The sequence below is a fragment of the Rhizobium gallicum bv. gallicum R602sp genome (assembly GCF_000816845.1).
In the GTDB taxonomy this organism is placed as follows: domain Bacteria; phylum Pseudomonadota; class Alphaproteobacteria; order Rhizobiales; family Rhizobiaceae; genus Rhizobium; species Rhizobium gallicum.
The window spans coordinates 165,362-186,662 of the sequence record NZ_CP006877.1 but is presented as its reverse complement, the minus strand read 5'-3'; the positions used below and the strand labels follow the sequence as shown (position 1 = coordinate 186,662).

Genomic DNA, 21,301 nt, shown 5'->3' with positions numbered 1-21,301 from the left:
TCATTCTTCGCGCCCCGACACGATCTCACGTTTGCCGACATGGTTCGCGGGACCGACGAGGCCTTCCTTTTCCATGCGCTCCACAAGCGATGCCGCGCGGTTGTAGCCGATGCCGAGGCGGCGCTGGATGTATGAGGTCGAGCACTTCTTGTCGCGCAGCACGACCTTGACCGCCTGATCGTAAAGCTCGTTGCCGTCCTCGGACGCGATCGCGCTCTTGTCGAAGACGGCGCCTTCTTCCGGCTCGGCATCCTCCTCTTCGTCAGCCGTGACCGTATCCAGATATTCCGGACGGCCCTGCGTCTTCAGATGCGCGACGACCTTTTCGACCTCGAGGTCGGAGACGAACGGGCCGTGGACACGAGAAATCCTGCCGCCCCCTTGCATGTGCAGCATGTCGCCCTGGCCGAGCAGCTGCTCGGCGCCTTGCTCGCCAAGGATCGTGCGGCTGTCGATCTTCGACGTGACCTGGAAGGAGATGCGAGTCGGGAAATTCGCCTTGATGGTGCCGGTGATGACATCGACCGACGGACGCTGTGTCGCCATGATGAGATGGATGCCGGCGGCGCGCGCCATCTGCGCCAGGCGCTGGATCGCGCCCTCGATCTCCTTGCCGGCAACCATCATGAGGTCAGCCATTTCGTCGACGATGACGACGATGTAGGGCATCGGCGTCAGGTCCATTTCCTGCTGCTCTTCGATCGGCGCGCCTGTGCCCTTGTCGAAACCGGTCTGGACCATGATGCGGACTGTCTCGCCCTTTTCGCGGGCCTGCGCGACACGGCCATTGTAGCCGTCGATGTTGCGCACGCCGAGGCGCGACATTTTGCGGTAGCGCTCCTCCATCTCGCGCACCGCCCATTTCAGCGCCATCACGGCCTTCTTCGGATCGGTGACGACGGGCGTCAATAGGTGCGGGATGCCGTCATAGACGGACAGTTCCAGCATCTTGGGATCGACCATGATGAGACGGCATTGTTCCGGCGTCATGCGATAGAGCAGCGAGAGGATCATAGTGTTGATGGCGACGGATTTACCGGAGCCCGTGGTGCCGGCAACCAGCAGGTGCGGCATCTTCGCAAGTTCGGCGATCACCGGCTCGCCGCCGATCGTCTTTCCGAGGCCGAGTGCCAGCTTGTAACCGCTCTTCTCGAAATCCTGGCTCTCGATCATCTCGCGGAAATAGACCGTCTCGCGCATCGCGTTCGGCAATTCGATGCCGATGACATTGCGGCCAGGCACCACGGCGACACGGGCCGACAGCGCCGACATGGAGCGGGCTATATCGTCGGCAAGGCCGATGACGCGCGACGACTTCACTCCGGGTGCAGGTTCGAATTCGTAAAGCGTTACGACCGGACCTGGGCGGACATGAATGATCTCGCCCTTGATGCCGAAGTCCTCCAGCACGCTTTCCAGCAGCCCGGCATTCTGCTCCAGCGTTTCCTGCGGCATGATCTCGCCAAAACGCTCCGGTGGTTCCTGCAGCAGCGAGCGGGGCGGAAACTCGTAGCCGGATGGATCGATTTTCGCCGGGATTGTCTTCTGCGTTACAGCCCGCGGTGCGGGCGCCAGGGCTGCAGCGGCCTGCACGCGAACTGGCATCGGCGCGATCGGCTGCGTTCTCGCGGTCACCGGTGGGGCGGCCGGTCGAGCTGCCGGAGCCACGTTCGATATAGACCTTACAGGCGCTGGAGCGGCTGTGGCCGTGGCTGGTGCGTCGGGCTTTTGCGGCCTCCCTCCGGGGCGCCATTCCATCACGCGGAAGTGTTGGATGAGCGATTCCGGCGTGACCTCAACCTTTGGCAGGAAAGCAACTGGTAGGGTAATCGGGGGCGCAGTCGCCTCCTCGAAGGCCATGACTTCCCAGAAGGCGAAATCGGAAATGCCGGTCAGCTCGGACGAAGCGCGAAATTCCGGCTCGACCTGAATTTCGGCGACATGTTCGGGATGATCGGTCTCGGACGCGGATGGAGCGGCTTCCGGCAGGTAGACGTCGAACGGCACGTCAATCATCATCGGGGCGCTTGACTCGACATCAACTGCCGGCCCTTCGCTGACGATCTCCTCGCAAGACGACTGTTCCGATTCGGCCGGCACGCGGCGTTTACTGATCAGGTTTTCCGGCGTGCGGGTAAAACGCACGTTCGGTGCAAGCGAGAAATTGCTTTGCCAAACCGGCGCTGCGGGAGCGACATTTATGTCATCGCCCGCATGCTGTACGTCTATTTCCGAGGAAAAATCACCGGCATCCGTCAAATTCGTTCTGGGAAAACGCATGCGCCCGCTACTCACTCAATTTCTGACCCATCCGGATTAGAAAACGAAGGTTAACAAGTTCCTTCCAACCTTGTCGAAAAGACACACCTACAGAACCAAAAACCTATATTTGCCAATTAGTTAAGTCATCAAGAAAAATCTTTGGGGCCGGAAGGACGAAGCGCTCAATGCGCTTGGTCCCAATTGGTCGCGGCGCGCGCATCGACCTTCAACGGCACGCGCATTTCGAGCGCCGGCATGGCGGCGTTTTCCATGACGGATACAATGATCGGCATCGCCTTTTCGACGTCGGCATCCTCGACTTCGAAGATCAGTTCATCGTGCACCTGCAACAGCATGCGCACCCGATCCTCAAGTCCGGCTTCGGCGAGTGCCGGTTCGATCTTGATCATTGCCCGGCGGATGACATCGGCTGCCGAGCCCTGGATCGGTGCGTTGATCGCAGCCCGCTCGTTGAAGGCGCGCACCGAAGGATTGGAGGAGCGGATTTCCGGATAGTTGATTCGCCGCCCGAAGATCGTTTCGACATAGCCTTTGTCGCGCGCCATCTGTTTGCGGCTGTCCATATAGTCGCGAATGCCGGGGAAACGCTCGAAGTATTTCTTGATGTAGTCACTCGCTTCCGAGCGCTCGATCGAGAGCTGGTTGGCAAGGCCGAAGGCGGAAATGCCGTAGATGATGCCGAAGTTGATCGCCTTGGCGCGGCGGCGCACTTCGGCCGGCATGCCATCGACAGGAACGCCGAACATTTCGGAGGCCGTCATCGCGTGAATATCGATGCCTTCGGCAAAAGCCTGGGTCAGCTGCGGAATTTCCGCGACATGGGCGAGCACGCGCAGTTCGATCTGGCTGTAATCGGCCGAGATCAGCTTATGCCCGGGCGTGGAGATGAAAGCGGTGCGGATTTTCCGGCCTTCCAGCGTTCGCACCGGAATGTTCTGCAGGTTCGGCTCGGACGACGAAAGCCGCCCTGTCGTCGTCGAAGCCAGCGAATAGGAGGTGTGGACGCGCTTCGTCTGCGGATGCACGTAACCGGGAAGCGCATCTGTATAGGTGGATTTCAGCTTGGTCAGCTGGCGCCAATCGACGATCTTGCGCGGCAGTTCGAAACCCGCCGCGGCAAGGTCTTCCAGCACGCTTGCCGAGGTCGACCACTGCCCGGTCTTCGTCTTGCTGCCCCCAGCAAGCCCCAGCTTGCCGAAGAGAATGTCGCCAAGCTGCTTCGGCGAGCCGATCGTGAACTTCTCACCCGCCAACGCATAGATTTCGTCCTCCAGGCGCGCTGCGCCTTGCGCCAGTTCACCGGAAAGGCGGGACAGGATCTGACGGTCGACCGTGATGCCGCGTTCTTCCATGCGCGCCAGTACCGGCAGCAGCGGGCGCTCCAGACGCTCGTAGACAGCCGTCAGCTTTGCTGCGGCAAGTCGTGGCTTCAGCACCATCCAGAGCCGCAATGTCACATCGGCGTCTTCGGCAGCGTAGTGCGTAGCACGATCGATATCGACAAGGTCGAACGTAACATTCGCCCTGCCGCTTCCTGCGATATCCTTGTAAGCAATCGGCTTATGGCCGAGAATTTTCTCTGAGAGCGAGTCCATTCCATGCGCGCCGGTGCCGGCGTCGAGCACGTAGGACATCAGCATCGTATCGTCGAAGCTCTTTGTCTCGACGCCATATCGCTTCATCAGCAGATAGTCATATTTCAGGTTCTGCGCGACCTTGAGAACGGACTCGTCTTCGAGCAGCGCCTTTAGCCGCGGCAGCGCATCCCGCATCGGTATCTGATTGTCCGCAAGCCCGCCGCCAAGGAGATCGCTGACGCCGTTCTTATGGCTGATCGGGAGATAGGCGGCGCGCGTCTTGACGCCCGCCGGGTTCTTGTCGTTGTCGGCAATCGCCATCGAGAACCCAACCAGCTCCGCCTGCATCGCATCAAGCGAAGTGGTTTCGGTTTCGAAGGCGACCAGGCCGGTTGCCCGCGCATCGCCAATCCATTTGTCGAGCGTCGCGAGATCGCGGATCGTCACGTAGGTGGAATGATCAAATGGCAGCACTGCAAAGGCTTCGGCGCGCGCCTTGGCGAGTTCGGCGGGCGTAAAGCCTTTGCCGGCGGGCTTGGCCTTGACGGGAATCGGAACGGCAGCGCCCTCGACATCCGGGATGCCGCCCGCAACCGGCTCCGGTTCAACGGCATCAAGATCGGGGCCGTGCGCAGTAGTACCCCACTCGACTTTTACGTCGGCCGCCTCGATGGCACTGGCATCGCAATTGCAGGCCTCCGCCACACGGCGCGTCAGCGTCGTGAATTGCAGCGCCTTCAGGAAACCGATCAACTTCGGGCCGTTCTGCACTTCGAGAACGAGGTCGTCCAGACCAAGCACCAGCGGTACATCAGATCGCAGCCGAACCAATTCGCGCGAAAGCCTCGCCTTGTCGGCATTCTCGAGAATCGTCTGGCGGCGCTTTTCCTGCTTGATCTCATGCGCACGGTCCAGCAGCGTGTCGAGATCGCCGTATTCTGCAAGAAGCTGGGCGGCGGTCTTCGGGCCGATACCGGGAATACCTGGGACATTGTCGACCGAATCGCCGGTCATGGCCTGCAGGTCGATCATCTTTTCGGGCGGTACGCCCCATTTCTCGATGACGTCAGGGATGCCGATCTGCTTGTCCTTCATGCTGTCGTACATGTGGACGTTCGGCGTCACGAGCTGCATCAGATCCTTGTCGGAGGAGACGATCGTCACATCGGCGCCCGTCCCTTCCGCCTGCCGGGCATAGGTGGCGATGATATCGTCGGCCTCGAACCCTTCAGTCTCGATGCAGGGCAGGTTGAAGGCGCGCGTCGCCTCGCGGATTAGCCCGAATTGCGGTATCAGCTCATCCGGCGGTGCCGAGCGATTGGCCTTGTAGGCATCATACAAATCCTTGCGAAAGGTCTTTGCCGAGTAGTCGAAGATAACTGCAAGATGCGTCGGCGTGACGCCGACGGAGGTGTCACGCGCATCGGTCAGCAGCTTCCAGAGCATATTGCAGAAGCCAGAGACTGCGCCGACCGGCAAGCCGTCGGACTTGCGCGTCAGCGGCGGCAGGGCGTGAAACGCCCGGAAGATGAAACCCGAACCGTCAATAAGGAAAAGATGATCGCCTTTTTTCATGGCTGCATGGATAGCGTGGCGAGATGGAAACGTCCATTGCACATGCAGTTTGCGGTTCTATTTATTGCTGACCCCCCCTCGCCTTCGGAAAGACTTGCCTATGGAAAAGCACAGGTGCTGCGCTCGCCTATGCCGTCCCGCTTGCTCTCGTGGCAGTCGTCATTGCCAGCGAATGGAACCTTGTGTTCTTCTGGAATGATTGCTGGAGGGCGCGCGAATTAATGCTTCACCGAACTGTTACCAATTTGTAATTATCGGCTCGGCCGGCTTCCCTTGAAAAACCACATTCCCGGTCACAAATCAGGTCTACCGGCGTTTGATCGCGCCGAGGGTCTGATTACCGGCTTGTCCCCCGCCGCATCAGGCTTGGACAAAGGCCTTATCCCCCTCTCCGGGCCTTTGTCCCCATTTTCAAGCCGCCATGGCCAACCTCCAGGCCATGGCGGCTTTGTTTTTTGGCGAAGATGCACATTTATGAAGCTTAAAGGACAAGTTTTGATCCATCGCATGCGATTTGTTGCATTGTTTCGCGTCAGTTTTTGAGCCTAACTGCAATCATGGGATTTAATAGGATGGATTCGGGAGCATATCTTGCCAGCCAGTTGGCCAAGGGTTTTGCCCGCTCGCTGCAGCAGCGCGCGGCGGGGCTTGGTTTTTCCCCCGGGCAATTCCCGATCCTTCTCGAACTTTGGGCGGAAGATGGCCTCACGCAGAAGCAATTGCTCGAACGCGTCGATATCGAACAGGCGACGATGGCCAATACGCTTGCGCGCATGGCGCGCGATGGCCTCATCGAGCGCCGTCCCCATCCTTCCGACAAACGAGCGCAACTGATCTTCCTGACGCCCAATGCGCGGGCCATCGAAGATGAAGCGGTCAAGATCGCACGTGAAGCCGACCTGGCGCTTTTCCAAGGCTTCAAGACCTTCGAACGCGAACTGATGCTGGAATATATCCGCCGCCTCCTCGAAAACGCGAAGAAAATCTGACCGTCTAGGCGCTCCCTCGTTTCGATTTTTCTTCCTCGAAACGTCCCCGCCTTTGGTCTATCGTCCGGCCGAATCTCGAAAGGAGTCGGAAATGACAGACGTAACCCCGGTGCTTTCGCGCGCCGATCAGAACCTCGGTTCAAGCCTGGACAGATTGTTCGAGTTGCTGCGCATCAAATCGATCTCGACTGACCCGGCGTACAAAGCCGAGTGCCACACGGCTGCCGAATGGCTGGTCGCCTATTTGAAGACACTGGGTTTCGAAGCTTCCGTTCGCGATACTCCCGGTCACCCGATGGTCGTTGCACATCATTCCGGCGCCAGCGCGGATGCGCCGCATGTGCTGTTTTACGGCCACTACGACGTTCAACCGGTTGATCCCATCGAGCTTTGGGACAACGATCCCTTCGAACCAGCCATCAAGGACATGGGCAATGGCCGCAAGATCCTGACGGGCCGCGGCACCGCCGACGACAAGGGCCAGCTCATGACCTTCGTCGAAGCTTGCCGAGCCTATAAAGAGGTCAACAGCGCGCTTCCCTGCCGCATCACTATCCTTTTCGAGGGCGAAGAGGAATCCGGCTCGCCGTCGCTCAAGCCCTTTCTGGAGGCAAATGCGACAGAACTGAAGGCCGACTATGCGCTTGTCTGCGATACCGGCATGTGGGACCGCGAGACCCCGGCGATTGCTGCTGCCCTTCGCGGCCTTGTCGGTGAAGAAGTCGTCGTTACGGCGGCCGACCGCGATCTTCATTCCGGGCTTTTCGGCGGCGCGGCAGCGAATCCGATCCATGTCCTGACAACAGCGCTCGCCGGTCTGCACGACGAAACTGGCCGCATAACACTCGAGAATTTTTATGAAGGCGTCGAGGAAACGCCTGCAAACATCAAGGCCTCATGGGAAAAGCTCGGCCAGAGCGCTGAAGACTTACTCGGCCAAGTCGGCCTTTCGGTGCCGTCGGGTGAAAAAGGCCGTTCCGTTCTGGAACTCACCTGGGCGCGCCCGACGGCTGAAGTCAACGGCATATGGGGCGGCTATACCGGCGAAGGCTTCAAGACAGTGATTGCCGCCAAGGCGTCGGCTAAGGTTTCCTTCCGCCTCGTCGGCAAACAGGATCCGGCAAAGATTCGAGAGACGTTCCGAAACTATGTCCGCTCGAAGGTGCCGGCCGATTGCTCGGTCGAGTTCCATGCCCATGGCGCCTCGCCGGCAATTCACCTTGCCTATGATTCGCCGGTGATCACGAAAGCGAAGAACGCGCTTTCCGACGAATGGCCCAAGCCCGCCGTCGTTATCGGCATGGGCGGCTCGATCCCGATCGTCGGCGATTTCCAGAGAATGCTCGGCATGGAATCGCTGCTCGTGGGCTTCGGCCTCGCAGATGACCGGATCCATTCGCCCAACGAGAAATACGAACTCGCCTCCTACCACAAGGGCATCCGCTCCTGGGTGCGCATCCTCGACGCATTGGCAGCTTGAACGAAAAGTGCGTGCCTCGCGATGATTTACGCGGGCACGCATTCAGACAAAAACAAAGGCCGGATAAACCGGCCTTCATCATCCGCTTCGCTTCAATGCCAGTACATCCGTGGTCAAGGAAAAAGCGGACTTTGCCCAAGATTGATCCCGAAAGGTTAACACGCCGTTAAGACGCCCAGCAGTCGGAATGATATGGAAAACGGCAAACGCTTAAGGCGCGCACAGCATCCACTTGGCTGCGATCTGTTGAGCGTCATATCGGAAGCCGCTCCGGCACTTTCAAGGCCTAGAGCCCCATTTTTCCGTTCAAGCTGCGTTCATGCAACACGCGCTATAAACCATTGAAAGACAAGACGAATGATCGCCGGCTAACAAAAGTCGGCGAGCCTCGGACTGTGCCCGGAGCCGGCAAAAGCCGGAGTAAAACAAATACCGGATGTGGCATGACGCTACCTCCCAGGGAGTTGAAAACGTGAAACGCACCCTCTTGAAAATTGCCGCGACCGGTATGCTCTTGTTTGCTCCGGCGATCGCTCAGGCGGCAGAAGGCTTCGCGACGACGAACGTCAATATGCGGGCCGGCCCAAGCACGGAATATCCGGCGGTCACCGTAATTCCGGCCGGCGAGTCCATCGAAATCTACGGCTGTCTTGCAGACGTGCCATGGTGCGACGTGGAGTTCTACGGCGCCCGTGGCTGGGTGCACGGCGGATATATCCAGGCACTTTATCAACAGCGCCGCGTTTATCTCGGGCCTCAATATTATCGCCCACTCGGTATTCCCGTCGTTGTCTTCAGCTTCGGCAGCTATTGGGATCGTAATTACCGCGACCGTGACTTCTATCGCGACCGCGATCGCTGGCGCCGCGGACCGGACTTCTATCGCGACTCCGATCGCCGTGAACGACGCCGGGACTTTGACGATCGTCGGGATCGCCTGCCGGATTTCGATCGCGCGCCCGACCGCAGGCCCAATGTCGACAGGCAGCCGGACTTTGACCGTGATCTGCGCAACCGCGGCGATCGTGATCGCGATCGCCGGAACTTCGAACGTCGAGACGATGATGGCAATCGCGTCATCCGCCGCGGCGACGACAATCGAAACCGCAGCGATCGTGACAACGACCGCCGGAACTTCGAACGTCGAGGCGATGATGGCAATCGCGTCCGTGGCGACGACAATCGTAACCGCCGAGGTGGCGACAATGACCGCCGGAACTTCGAACGTGGAGGCGATGATGGCAATAATCGCGTCCGCGGCGACGACAATCGTAACCGCCGAGGTGGCGACAATGACCGCCGGAACTTCGAACGTGGAGGCGATGATGGCAATAGTCGCGTCCGTGGTGACGACAATCGGAACCGCAGCGGTGGTGACAATGATCGCCGCAGGCCGCAGCGAGGCGCCTGCCAACCGGGCGAGCCGGGTTGCCGGAACTAACGTGGCGCTGGGGCGGCAGAGATGCCGCCCTTTTGCGATAAGCTGCATAGAAAAAGCCCGACGCTCCAAGACGGAGGCGCCGGGCCTGATTTCGATCGGCCGTGTTGAGGGGAGACGACCGATCCATAACGGGACTTGAGGGCTGTCCCGCTACAAAGGAAACTGGCGGGACAGCTAAAGGTTCCAAATTACCAAACGGAAGCTTTGCGATCAGAGCCTGTCACGAGCTCACGCATCTGTGCAAACGGACCGTGCAGCATTTTCAGGCGGCTTTCCTCCATCTTGCTCAGCCGATGCTGCCGGGCAAACTCATGGATGCTCCAGATCTCGCGAAGACAGGTCTCGTCTATTCTCTTAAGGTCAATGCTCATATTAAATGCCTAACTACTACGCTTATTGCTTTTTTCTTCGGCGTAAGGTGGCGCGATATATGTCAGTTTCGTGACAGCTGCAACGAATGGCAGCCATGCGCAAACGGCAGGGCTGAAGCGCCGTCGGGACCGCTTGCCTGCAGTCTTAACCACCCCTTAAATCGCCGTATTTAAAGTCCACCCGGATGATTGCGCAAAGAGCGCTTGCGACATATGGGGTGCGGCCGGTCCACGATGGCAGGTAGGGGCAGATCACGCGATAGAATCGAACCGTCCTTCAGCGGCCGTAGCCGCTTTGAAGAGGACGACGATTTCTCGCTGGACGACGACGATCGTATCTCCGGCCGACGCGGAACCAAACGTTTTTCCTCGGACGCGACACGAACCCGCGCACCCGACAGGAAAAGGCGCAGCAGACGCGAGCCGCCCGAACGCCAGGACGGCGGTCTCTTCAACTTCATCCGCCGCGTGGTCTACTGGTGCATCGTGCTTGGTATCTGGGCCGGCATCGGTGCAGCTGGGCTGGTTTTCTACTACGGCTCGCGCATGCCGAGCGCTAGCACCTGGGCGATCCCTGACCGGCCGCCGAACGTCAAGATCGCATCTGTCGATGGCAGCGTGATTGCCAATCGTGGCGCCACCGGCGGCGAGGCGCTATCGCTCGATCAGATGTCGCCCTACATCCCTGAAGCGATCATCGCGATAGAAGACAAGCGCTTTTACTCGCATTTCGGCGTCGACCCAATGGGGCTTGCCCGCGCCGTCGTCAACAACCTGACGGGCCAGCCGATTCAGGGTGGCTCCACCTTGACGCAGCAGCTTGCGAAGAACCTCTTCCTTTCGCCGGATCGCACTCTGGAGCGCAAAGTGCAGGAAGTGCTGCTCTCTTTCTGGCTCGAGCAGAAATATACGAAGGATCAGATCCTTGCGATGTATCTGAACCGCGTCTTCTACGGCTCGAATGCCTACGGCGTCGAGGCCGCCGCCCGACGTTATTTCAACAAGTCCGCGCGTGACGTGAATCTCGGGGAAGCGGCTTTGCTCGCCGGTCTCGTCAAGGCGCCGTCACGCCTGTCTCCGGCCCGCGACCCAGACGCCGCAAACGCCCGTGCCCAGATCGTACTGCAGGCCATGCGCGACCAAGGCTATATCACCGACAACGAGGTAAAGACGGCGATGACGCAGACGCCGTCCAAGGCGAAGAGCTACTGGTCGGGCGCTGGTCAATATGTGGCCGACATGGTTATGGACGAGCTACCCGGGCTGGTCGGCGAAGTGAAAGAGGACCTCATCGTCGATACGACGATCGACAAGGGGCTGGAAAGGAAGGCTGAGCAGTCGCTCAACGACATTCTCGGCAAGGACGGCGCAAAGCTCGATGCGTCCCAGGCCGCCCTCGTCTCGATCGACGGGACTGGCGCGATCCGAGCGCTGGTCGGCGGCAGGGATTATGCCGAAAGCCAGTTCAACCGCGCGGTCAAGGCGAAGCGCCAGCCGGGCTCCTCTTTCAAACCTTTCGTTTATGCCGCCGCACTCGAAAAGGGTTTGACGCCCTATTCCGTCTTCAACGACGCACCGATTCGCATCGGCAACTGGACGCCTGAAAATTATGAAAAGAAATACAATGGCGAGGTGACACTCGCGACCGCGCTTGCCAAGTCGCTGAATACCGTCGCCGCCCAGCTCGTCATGTATGACGGGCCGGAGCAGGTGATCAAGCTTGCGCACCGACTCGGCATCGAGACCGAACTGCAGCCGAATGCCTCGATCGCGCTTGGCACGTCTGAAGTGTCGCTCACGGAGCTCACCGCTTCCTACGCCGCCTTCATGAACGGCGGCTACAAGGCAACCCCGCATGTGATCCGCCGGGTGACGACCGCCGAGGGCAAGGTTCTCTATGAGAACACCTATGACAACCCGCCCCGCGTTGTTTCTGAAACGGTCGCCGCCAACATGAATGCCATGATGATGGGCACGATCGAGACCGGCACGGGCAAAAGCGCCAAGATTCCTGGCTGGCAGGCGGCCGGCAAGACGGGCACGACCCAGAATTCGCGCGATGCGCTCTTCGTCGGTTTCACCAGCAATCTGACGACCGGTGTCTGGTTCGGCAATGACGACGGCACGCCGATGAAGAAGGTTACCGGCGGCGGCCTGCCTGCGAAGGCATGGCAGGAATTCATGATTGCCGCGCACAAGGGTCTTTCTCCAGCTCCGCTATTCGGCAACGGCCAGTTCATTGCGGACCCGAATGAGTTCGGCAATCAGCCGATGGCGCAGGCTGAACCACGGCCGATGCAGGAGCAGCCGACAACGATCGGCGGCATCATTTCCGGCGTTTTCGGAGGCGGGAGCAGCACGGAGGCGCAAACATCATTTCCACCGGCACCCGGTCACGAGCAACAGGCCGTGGCGGCCCCGGGAGGACCTATTCCACCGGGAGATGTCGGCGGCCCTGCGGCCACCTCTTCCGTCCAGCCGCGCCGCACCACTCTGCTTGACCTGATCATGGGCCAATGAGCGAAGCCGCTCATGCTCGATGCAAGCCGGCTTTGGTAAGTCCACGCAGATGCGAAGCACGGCGGAGTTTTTTCGCTCACTGTAGAAAGTGAATGCAACACGTTCGTTTTGCTGGATTTCGGGCTCATTCTCGCCTTGCAGTCCAGAAAACCGCTCCTTATATACGCCGCATCACCGCAATCACGATTGCGTTAATTCCGAAGACCCACATCCCGTAAGGGGCTGTCAGGGAAATGCCTTCTCGGGGTTCCGACAGCTTGCTTCAAGGAGTAAATGACATGGCAAAAGTAATTGGTATCGACCTCGGAACGACAAATTCCTGCGTCGCTGTCATGGACGGCAAGGACGCGAAGGTCATTGAGAACGCAGAAGGCGCGCGCACGACTCCTTCCATGGTAGCATTTACCGACGACGGCGAACGCCTTGTCGGCCAGCCGGCAAAACGCCAGGCCGTCACCAATCCGACGAATACGCTCTTTGCCGTCAAGCGCCTGATCGGCCGCCGCTACGAAGATCCGACCGTCGAGAAGGACAAGGGTCTTGTCCCTTTCAGTATTTCGAAGGGTGACAATGGCGATGCCTGGGTCGAAGCCAATGGCAAGGGCTATTCGCCCGCGCAGGTCTCCGCGATGATCCTTCAGAAGATGAAGGAAACGGCTGAATCCTACCTCGGTGAAAAGGTCGAGAAGGCCGTCATCACGGTTCCGGCATACTTTAACGACGCGCAGCGCCAGGCAACCAAGGATGCTGGCAAGATCGCGGGTCTTGAGGTTCTGCGTATCATCAACGAGCCGACCGCAGCGGCCCTCGCTTACGGGCTTGACAAAAAGGAAGGCAAGACGATTGCCGTCTACGACCTTGGCGGCGGTACCTTCGATATTTCGATCCTCGAAATCGGTGACGGCGTCTTCGAAGTGAAGTCCACCAACGGCGACACCTTCCTCGGCGGTGAAGACTTCGACATGCGTCTCGTCGAATACCTCGTCGCAGAGTTCAAGAAGGACAACGGCATCGACCTCAAGAACGACAAGCTCGCGCTGCAGCGCCTGAAGGAAGCTGCCGAAAAAGCCAAGATCGAGCTCTCGTCCTCGCAGCAGACCGAAATCAACCTGCCCTTCATCACGGCTGACGCTTCTGGCCCGAAGCACCTGACGCTGAAGCTGACGCGCGCCAAACTTGAAAGCCTGGTCGACGACCTCGTGCAGCGCACGATCGCGCCGTGCAAGGCGGCCCTCAAGGATGCCGGCGTCACCCCGGCTGAGATCGATGAAGTCGTTCTCGTCGGTGGTATGAGCCGCATGCCGAAGGTTCAGGAAGTCGTCAAGCAGCTGTTCGGCAAGGAGCCGCACAAGGGCGTCAATCCGGATGAAGTCGTTGCGCTCGGCGCTGCCATCCAGGCCGGCGTTCTGCAGGGTGACGTCAAGGACGTTCTGCTTCTCGACGTGACCCCGCTGTCTCTGGGCATCGAAACCCTCGGTGGCGTCTTCACCCGTCTGATCGAGCGCAACACGACGATCCCGACCAAGAAGTCGCAGACTTTCTCGACTGCCGATGACAACCAGCAGGCCGTCACCATCCGCGTTTCGCAGGGCGAGCGCGAAATGGCTGCCGACAACAAGCTGCTCGGCCAGTTCGACCTCGTCGGCCTGCCGCCGGCGCCGCGCGGTGTTCCACAGATTGAAGTTACCTTCGATATCGATGCGAACGGCATCGTGCAGGTTTCGGCCAAGGACAAGGGTACCGGCAAGGAACAGCAGATCCGCATCCAGGCTTCCGGAGGCCTTTCGGACGCCGACATCGAAAAGATGGTCAAGGATGCAGAATCGCATGCCGCGGAAGACAAGAAGCGCCGCGAAAGCGTTGAGGCCAAGAACCAAGCCGAAAGCCTGGTTCACTCGACGGAAAAATCGCTGAAGGATTACGGTGACAAGGTTTCCGAGGCCGACCGCACCGCCATCTCTGATGCGATTGCGGCTCTGAAGTCTGCAGCCGAGGCGACCGACCCGGATGCCGAGGATATCAAGGCGAAGACCCAGACCCTCATGGAAGTGTCCATGAAGCTCGGCCAGGCGATCTACGAAGCCCAGCAGGCGGAAGCCGGTACGGCAGATGCTTCGGCAGGTGATGACAATGTCGTTGATGCCGACTACGAAGAAGTCAAGGACGACGACCGCAAGAAGTCCGCATAAATCCGCGGCGAAGCGGTTATGCTAAACACTGCAATCCGGCTGTCCGAGGGCAGCCGGAAATCCATTTCCGGGGTTTAAATTGGCAAAAGCGGACTTTTACGAAACTCTGGGCGTCGCCAAAACGGCGGATGAAAAAGAGCTGAAAAGCGCCTTCCGCAAACTGGCAATGAAATATCATCCGGACAAGAACCCGGACGATAAGAGCGCCGAAATCAAATTCAAGGAAATCAACGAAGCCTATGAAACGCTGAAGGACCCGCAGAAGCGTGCGGCCTACGACCGTTATGGTCACGCAGCCTTCGAGCATGGCGGCATGGGTGCTGGCGGCTTCGGCGGCGGTGCGGGCTTCGCCGGTGGCGGCGGCTTCTCCGACATCTTCGAAGACATATTCGGCGAGATGATGGGCGGTGGCCGGGGACGGCAGCGCTCATCCGGCGGACGCGAGCGTGGTGCCGACCTTCGCTACAATATGGAAATTTCGCTGGAAGAGGCCTTCTCCGGCAAGACGGCGCAGATTCGTGTTCCAACCTCGATCACTTGCGATATGTGCTCGGGTTCCGGCGCCAAGCCCGGCACGCAACCGAAAACCTGCGGCACCTGTCAAGGCTCCGGCCGCGTTCGCGCCGCGCAGGGCTTTTTCTCGATCGAACGAACCTGCCCGACCTGCCATGGCCGCGGCCAGACCATTCCCGATCCATGCCCCAAGTGCCATGGCCAGGGCCGCGTAACGGAAGAGCGTTCGCTCTCGGTCAATATTCCGGCTGGTATCGAAGATGGCACGCGCATCCGCTTGCAGGGCGAAGGCGAGGCCGGCACGCGCGGCGGACCGGCGGGCGATCTCTATATCTTCCTGTCGGTGAAGCCGCACGAATTTTATCAGCGCGATGGAGCCGACCTCTATTGCGCCGTTCCGATCTCGATGACGACGGCAGCGCTCGGCGGCACTTTCGATGTGGCGACGCTCGACGGCACGAAGTCGCGCGTCACCGTTCCCGAAGGCACGCAGGCCGGAAAGCAGTTCCGCCTCAAGGGCAAGGGCATGCCGGTGCTGCGTTCCAGCCAGACGGGCGATCTCTACATCCAGATCCAGATCGAGACGCCACAAAAGCTCTCGAAGCGGCAGCGCGAACTGCTCCAGGAGTTCGAGCAGCTTTCCTCGAAGGAGAACAATCCGGAATCGACAGGCTTCTTCGCGCGCATGAAGGAATTCTTCGAAGGATAAGGGCTGGCGCGCAAACACAGCACAGGTTGAAAGCCGGGGTTTCCATCCCGGCTTTTTTCCGGAATTATGTAGCAAATGCCACCAGCCGGTGATCGTGCGCGGTGACCGCTTTGCGCCGCCAACAGCGGTCATGCGTAGTTTCAGCGTGCACGCTGAAACAGTCAGGCCGAGAGAAGCTTTCCGATGTCTCGGCGTGGCGGAGCCCCGAACAGCCGGGCATATTCCCGGCTGAACTGTGAGGGGCTGGCATAGCCCACCTCAAAGGCGACCGTTTCCGCCGACATTTCGCGCGACAGCATCAGCCGGCGCGCCTCCATCAGGCGGATCTGCTTTTGAAACTGCACCGGTGTCATCGCGGTCATTGCCTTGAACTGACGATGGAAGGCTGTCGGGCTCAGGCCGGCGAGCGCGGCAAGATCATCGACGCGCACCTGCTTGTCGAAATTGCCCCGCAATGCGTGGATCGCTTCGACCAGACGCCGGTTTCGCTCCGCGCCGACGACCATGCGGGCGAAGACACCGCCATGTGGCCCGGCCAGCAGGCGGTAGCAGAGTTCGCGCTTGACGCCGGGATAGAGCAGCGGGATTGCCTGCGGCTCGCCAAGCAGGCTGACGGCGCGCGCGGCGCAGCCGAGGATCGCCTCGTTGAGCTCCATAACGAAGGCGGCGGCATGCTCGCCGGAGGCCGGAGTGGGCGGTGCCTCCATGCTTTCATAGACTTCGCGTAGGATCGCCTGGTCGAGTTCGATGACGGCGCTGAGATAGGGCGCATCCGGCGCTCCGTGCACCACCTGGCTTGCACCCGGCATCTCGACGCTGACGACCATGGCCTGGCTGGTGCGATAATGGAGCCTCCGTTCGCCGAACGTCGTCCATTTCGCGCCCTGCACCACGATGCAGAGCGCTGGCCGGTGGATCAGGTGGTTCGGATGCCGCTCGGAGAAGGATCGGAGCAAGGCCAGTCCGTCGATCACGGTGAAATAGGGGCTCCCGCTTCCATGAGCCGCAAACGCGGCGACGACGGCATCATGCAACATCGAAAGAGTGCTCAATCGGATCCCCCGCAAATCTGGAATTCCAAATTAACGCTGGAGGCAGGATCAGGCAAGAAAGAAGCCGGTTCCGGCATGTTCACCCGTGCTTCGCCCTCTTATGTTCACCGTCATCAACAAAGGAGAACGGCGATGACACAGAATTCCGAACGCAAAATCGCAATCGTCACCGGCGGCAGCCGCGGGCTGGGCCGCAACACCGTGCTCAACCTCGCCAGACGTGGTGTCGACTCGATCCTCACCTACAATTCCAGCAGGGCGGAAGCCGAAAAGGTCGTGGCCCTGGTTGCTGAAGCCGGCGCCAAAGCCATTGCCCTCAAGCTCGACACCGGCGACGCCCAGGGTTTCGACCCTTTCGTCGACGCCATAAAGCAGGCGCTTGCCGATCTGGGCGCCGCCGAGCGCTTCGACTACCTCGTCAACAATGCCGGAACCTCGCACCACAACAGCATCGAGGCGACGACGGAAGATGAACTGGACATGCTTTACAATGTGCACTTCAAGGGTGTTTTCTTCTTGACGCAGAAGCTCTTGCCGCTGATCAATGACGGCGGCCGGATCGTCAACCTGTCGAGCGGCCTGACTCGCATCATCGTCCCTGGCAGCGCTTCTTACGGTGCGATGAAGGGAGCGGTCGAGGTGCTGACCCGGTACATGGCAAAGGAGCTGGGACCGCGTCGCATCGCCGTCAATGTCGTCGCGCCCGGCGCCATCCAGACCGACTTTAGCGGCGGTATGGTCCGCGACAATCCGGATCTGAACCAGCGTGTCGCCGAAATGACGGCGCTGGGCCGCGCCGGCCTGCCCGACGATATCGGTCCGATGATTGCCTCGCTGCTCTCTGAGGACAACCGCTGGGTCAATGCCCAACGCATCGAGGTCTCCGGCGGCATGTCAATCTGAGATGCCGGTCCGGACCGAGTTCAAATAATCCTACCGCTTCGCACACGATGGAGATTCGATCATGATAATGAACAGACGCACATTTTCGAAAACTTTGCTCGTCGGTGCTGCCACGTCACTTGTTGCGACACATGCCGGCCTGGCCGCCACTCACACGCCTCCAAAGGCGCGCAATGTCGTTCTCGTGCATGGACTTTTCGCCGACGGATCATGCTGGACCGAGGTTATCGCCCTGCTGCAAGCGAAGGGCCTAAACTGCACGGCGGTCCAGAACCCGCTCACTACGCTGCCCGAGGCCGTGGCGGCCGCCCGGCGCATCCTCGACCGGCAGGACGGTCCGACCGTCTTTGTCGGCCACTCCTTTTCGGGGATGATCCTCACCGAAGCAGGCGTACATCCGAACGTCTCTTCACTGGTTTATGTCGCTGCCCGAGCACCGGATGCAGGTGAGGACTATGCAGCTTTGGCAAAAACCTACCCGACACCACCCGCAACCGCGGGCATTGTCTTCGACGGCGACGAAGGACGGCTGACGGAGGAAGCGTTCCTGCGCGATTTCGGGGGCGACCTTCCCGAGGCTAGGGCGAGGGTTCTCTATGCCGTTCAACAACCATTCCAAAAGGCGTTGCTCACCGGCAAAACCTCAAACGCTGCTTGGCGTTCCAAGCCAAGCTACTACGCCGTTTCGACGCAAGATGGAACGATAAATCCAGACCTGCAGCGTTTCATGGCCAGACGCATGGGCGCTAAAGCCATCGAACTCAAATCCAGCCATCTGTCGCTCATTTCACATCCGAATGAGATCACCAAGCTCATTTTGGAAGCTGCCGGGCAATCATGACATTGGATCCCCTGACGCCGCGCGAGCCGATATTCCGAGCCTAATCGCTGCCGGCAAGGCCAACGGGGAGATCGCCGAGGCACTCGGAAAAAAGCCCGCCCGGATGGCCGCGAAGGATGACGAATTGCGGCGCGGATATCAAAGCCTGAAGCTAGAGTTGGAGGCGACAAACGAGAGCGGCATCGAGGAATACCTAGCCCAGCACGCACGGTTCATCGATGCCGTGGTAAGACCACCACCAAAGACCTTATCACGGCTCCGGGCCGGAAGCGGCCGCTGGTGGCATTTGCTACCTAGTACCGCTTTTTTCATGCCCGCCTAGGCGTTGCCCAGCCATGTTCGCTCACGTTAGCCGAGGAAACGCTCCTCCCGATGCCAGTTCAGGCCTCCATGCAGACGCAGCCGCTGACCCTCAGGTCGCAATAGTGCTTCCCGTTCTGGAAGAACGCCTTCAGGCGCCCGCTTACGACAAAGCGGAAATCAGATCGGCGGGTGCGTATCCGCGATCGAAACCTTGTGGATGTCAGCACGAAGCAGAAGCTCATTGCTGACCTCCACCCCGCCTCCATGATCCCTGATTTGCGCGCATCACGCGGGACTTCGGTCACGACTGCGCCGGCAAAACAGGCTTTGCAAAAGGGAGGCATATGACAGCACATGCCGTGATGATTGCGACCATCATCCACGCTTCGTTGAGCGCTTGGACGGTTGCCGCGGTCTGAACAAGAGGGTTCAATATTGCTGTCGTATCCGCATCAAAAGCGCCGGTGTGGCCGGCAACGATCTGGGCCGGTGCGCCGATGAACTCGGCAGCCTCCAAATTCCCTGCCTGCAAGCGATCCCAGAGCTTTTGTCCAAGCGGCTCCGAGCGGGTATATAGGATGGTATCGATGAGCGCGATCCCAATTGCGCCGCCAAGGTTTCGCATCAAATTGAACAGACCACTTGCATCTGGAACACGCTCGGGCGCCAGCGTGCCGAGCGCCAGACGGGTCGGCGGCAGAAGGCAAAACATGATGGAGACGCCTCTTATGACCTGTGGCCAGAACATTTCATCATAGTCGGAGCGAGGGTTTTGCGAAGCACTCATACCGATGCCGATTGCAAAGAGCGCGAAGCCGAGCGCGGACAGTAGGCGGGGGTCCATTTGCTTTTCGAGCGCAACAGCAATTGGCGCTGTACATAATTGCGCGATGCCGGTTACGAGCATTGTCATCCCGATTTCGAATGCGTTATGTCCTCTGACAAAGGCCAGAAACACAGGCATCAGATAGACAGAACCGAATAGACCGAAGCCGAGGATGAAGCTTAGCGTCGAGCCCACCATAAAGTTTCGATCTTGGAAATTATGAAGCTCTACCAACGGCCGGGCGCGGTGGAGCGATCGCCATATGAATGCCGATGCTGATAGGGCTGAGACGGCGAACAGGCCACTGTCATAGGTTGACATCCAGCCGCTCGTGGGCGCTTCCTTCAATCCAAGCTCCAGCGTAATCAAAGCGACGGCCATCGTGGCCAATCCCACCCCGTCAAGCCCGCGAAGTTCCCAGACGTCGACGCGCTCTTGAGGGAGCGATCGCATTGCAACAAGAGCGGCAAGAATTCCAGGAATGATATTGATCAAAAAAAGCCAATGCCAGGAGTAGGTTTCTGTCAGCCAGCCACCGACAATCGGCCCGACAGTCGGAGCGAGGACGGCGAGAACGCCGGCAATGGTGGTGGCAAGGGCTTGGCGCTCGTTTGGAAACAGAATGAACACCGCCGAGAAGACAGAGGGTATCAGCGTTCCGCCTGAAAAGCCCTGCACAACCCGCCAAGCGACGAGTTCGCCGAAGCCGCTGCTGATCGCACATCCCGCCGACGCGATCACGAAAAGGACCAGCGACGTCACGAACAGCCATCGCATGGTGAGAAAACGCGTCAGGAACCCGGTTAACGGGATGGCGACTACCTCGGCAATCAAATAGACGGTCTGAATCCAGCTCATCTGCTCGGGATCGATGTCGAGAGCAGACTGTATCGTTGGCAACGACGTCGCCACAACTTGCACATCCAAGATCGCCATAAACATGCCAATGCACATGGCGAAGAAACCGATCCAGATGACGGTCTGGCGGCGATCGGTAAGATCAGACTCAAGCCTGTCCGGCATGGGACAATCCTGCAAGTGCGGCGTTCTTGACGCGCTGGTCACAATGACTGCATTGGCGATGGAAAACAGAAGTGCATAAAGTGGCAAAACCGAGTGGGAGTGCCGCGATCTCGCCCATCACGACAACATAGTTCGGATAGTGCAAGAAGCGATACGGGCCCTTGGAAACAATCATCCCGCCCAGCGCCACGATGATGCTCGGAAAACAAAACGGTCTGATGATAGCGCTATCTCAGTTCAGGCGGGTCCAGATCTGGGTCTTGCACAATACGCTCGTCGCGCAGCCACGGAGTTTGAGGCTGTTTCCCGATACGGTGAGCCTGCCGCTATAGGTTGTCTTGGTCCGCGGATCTGTGAGCCGGCCGGTATACGTATCCGCCCTGCCTGAAAAGAAACCGATCTGCTGTCCCGCATATCGCCCGCTCTTCGCCACAATGCAATAGTTCGCTCCGCAATGGTCGATCACCGACGTCTCGCCGTTTTCCGTCTTCCAGGTTCCCACTACTGTATCGGCAGCACTCGCGACGCTGGCTATCAATATGAAGATTGTGACAAAAACAGACCTGATCGTCATTTGGAAACTCCCATTGCGATGTCTGCTGATATGTAACGGCAATAGCGTCATCGAGTTCCTCGGACTTTCTGACAGGCAATAGTGCAAAATGCCAGTGCGCTCACGTCGCGACTGGGCGTGATCTTTGATCGG

Annotated in this window: 13 protein-coding genes and 1 pseudogene; 8 read left to right on the top strand and 6 right to left on the bottom strand. The window is 59.4% G+C overall.

What is annotated here, in order from left to right; genetic code table 11:
* Both RGR602_RS00875 and polA read right to left on the bottom strand, forming a co-directional pair.
* Positions 1-2,280, bottom strand: a complete 2,280-nt coding sequence (locus RGR602_RS00875; protein WP_039843531.1) for a DNA translocase FtsK — start codon at positions 2,278-2,280, stop codon at positions 1-3.
* 164 nt (positions 2,281-2,444) lie between these two features.
* Positions 2,445-5,435 (bottom strand): DNA polymerase I, encoded by a 2,991-nt coding sequence (gene polA, locus RGR602_RS00870; protein ID WP_039843530.1) that lies wholly within the window; start codon positions 5,433-5,435, stop codon positions 2,445-2,447.
* Between the two features lie 572 nt (positions 5,436-6,007).
* Here polA and RGR602_RS00865 point away from each other — a divergent pair.
* The 6 genes and pseudogenes from RGR602_RS00865 (at position 6,008) to dnaJ (ending at position 15,647) form a co-directional block, all read left to right on the top strand.
* Positions 6,008-6,424: a MarR family winged helix-turn-helix transcriptional regulator gene (locus tag RGR602_RS00865; RefSeq protein ID WP_022713262.1), complete on the top strand. Its 417-nt coding sequence runs from the start codon at positions 6,008-6,010 to the stop codon at positions 6,422-6,424.
* A 91-nt stretch (positions 6,425-6,515) separates the two neighbouring features.
* Positions 6,516-7,904: a M20/M25/M40 family metallo-hydrolase gene (locus tag RGR602_RS00860; RefSeq protein WP_039846568.1), complete on the top strand. Its 1,389-nt coding sequence runs from the start codon at positions 6,516-6,518 to the stop codon at positions 7,902-7,904.
* Positions 7,905-8,376: 472 nt separating this feature from the next.
* Positions 8,377-8,931 (top strand): annotated as a pseudogene (locus RGR602_RS39995) (SH3 domain-containing protein); the annotation flags it as partial.
* A 1,019-nt stretch (positions 8,932-9,950) separates the two neighbouring features.
* Positions 9,951-12,236, top strand: coding sequence for a transglycosylase domain-containing protein (locus RGR602_RS00845; RefSeq protein ID WP_039843528.1), 2,286 nt, complete (start codon positions 9,951-9,953; stop codon positions 12,234-12,236).
* 278 nt (positions 12,237-12,514) lie between these two features.
* Entirely contained in the window at positions 12,515-14,425 is a 1,911-nt protein-coding gene (gene dnaK / locus RGR602_RS00840; protein WP_039843527.1) for a molecular chaperone DnaK, read from the top strand.
* A gap of 79 nt (positions 14,426-14,504) precedes the next feature.
* Positions 14,505-15,647, top strand: coding sequence for a molecular chaperone DnaJ (gene dnaJ, locus RGR602_RS00835; protein WP_039843526.1), 1,143 nt, complete (start codon positions 14,505-14,507; stop codon positions 15,645-15,647).
* A gap of 161 nt (positions 15,648-15,808) precedes the next feature.
* Here dnaJ and RGR602_RS00830 read toward each other — a convergent pair whose 3' ends face one another.
* On the bottom strand, positions 15,809-16,699 hold the full coding sequence (locus RGR602_RS00830; protein ID WP_082046477.1) for an AraC family transcriptional regulator: 891 nt from the start codon (positions 16,697-16,699) through the stop codon (positions 15,809-15,811).
* A 132-nt stretch (positions 16,700-16,831) separates the two neighbouring features.
* Here RGR602_RS00830 and RGR602_RS00825 point away from each other — a divergent pair, with 132 nt between their 5' ends.
* Together RGR602_RS00825 and RGR602_RS00820 are read left to right on the top strand one after the other, a co-directional pair.
* Entirely contained in the window at positions 16,832-17,602 is a 771-nt protein-coding gene (locus tag RGR602_RS00825; RefSeq protein ID WP_039843524.1) for an SDR family NAD(P)-dependent oxidoreductase, read from the top strand.
* Positions 17,603-17,663: 61 nt separating this feature from the next.
* Complete coding sequence (locus RGR602_RS00820; protein ID WP_039843523.1) at positions 17,664-18,443, top strand: alpha/beta fold hydrolase; 780 nt, start codon at positions 17,664-17,666, stop codon at positions 18,441-18,443.
* Positions 18,444-19,047: 604 nt separating this feature from the next.
* Here the strand turns inward: RGR602_RS00820 and RGR602_RS00810 are convergent.
* From RGR602_RS00810 to RGR602_RS00805, 3 genes are read right to left on the bottom strand one after another with little or no spacing between them, the layout of a single operon-like run.
* Entirely contained in the window at positions 19,048-20,595 is a 1,548-nt protein-coding gene (locus tag RGR602_RS00810; RefSeq protein ID WP_039843521.1) for a DHA2 family efflux MFS transporter permease subunit, read from the bottom strand.
* Positions 20,579-20,770 carry an isoprenylcysteine carboxylmethyltransferase family protein gene (locus RGR602_RS35225; RefSeq protein ID WP_223843995.1) on the bottom strand — a complete coding sequence of 64 codons (192 nt, stop codon included), beginning with the start codon at positions 20,768-20,770 and terminating at the stop codon, positions 20,579-20,581. Before RGR602_RS35225 ends, RGR602_RS00810 begins: the two co-directional genes overlap by 17 nt.
* Before the next feature lie 57 nt (positions 20,771-20,827).
* Positions 20,828-21,169 carry a DUF2147 domain-containing protein gene (locus RGR602_RS00805; RefSeq protein ID WP_039843520.1) on the bottom strand — a complete coding sequence of 114 codons (342 nt, stop codon included), beginning with the start codon at positions 21,167-21,169 and terminating at the stop codon, positions 20,828-20,830.
* Positions 21,170-21,301 lie beyond the last annotated feature (132 nt).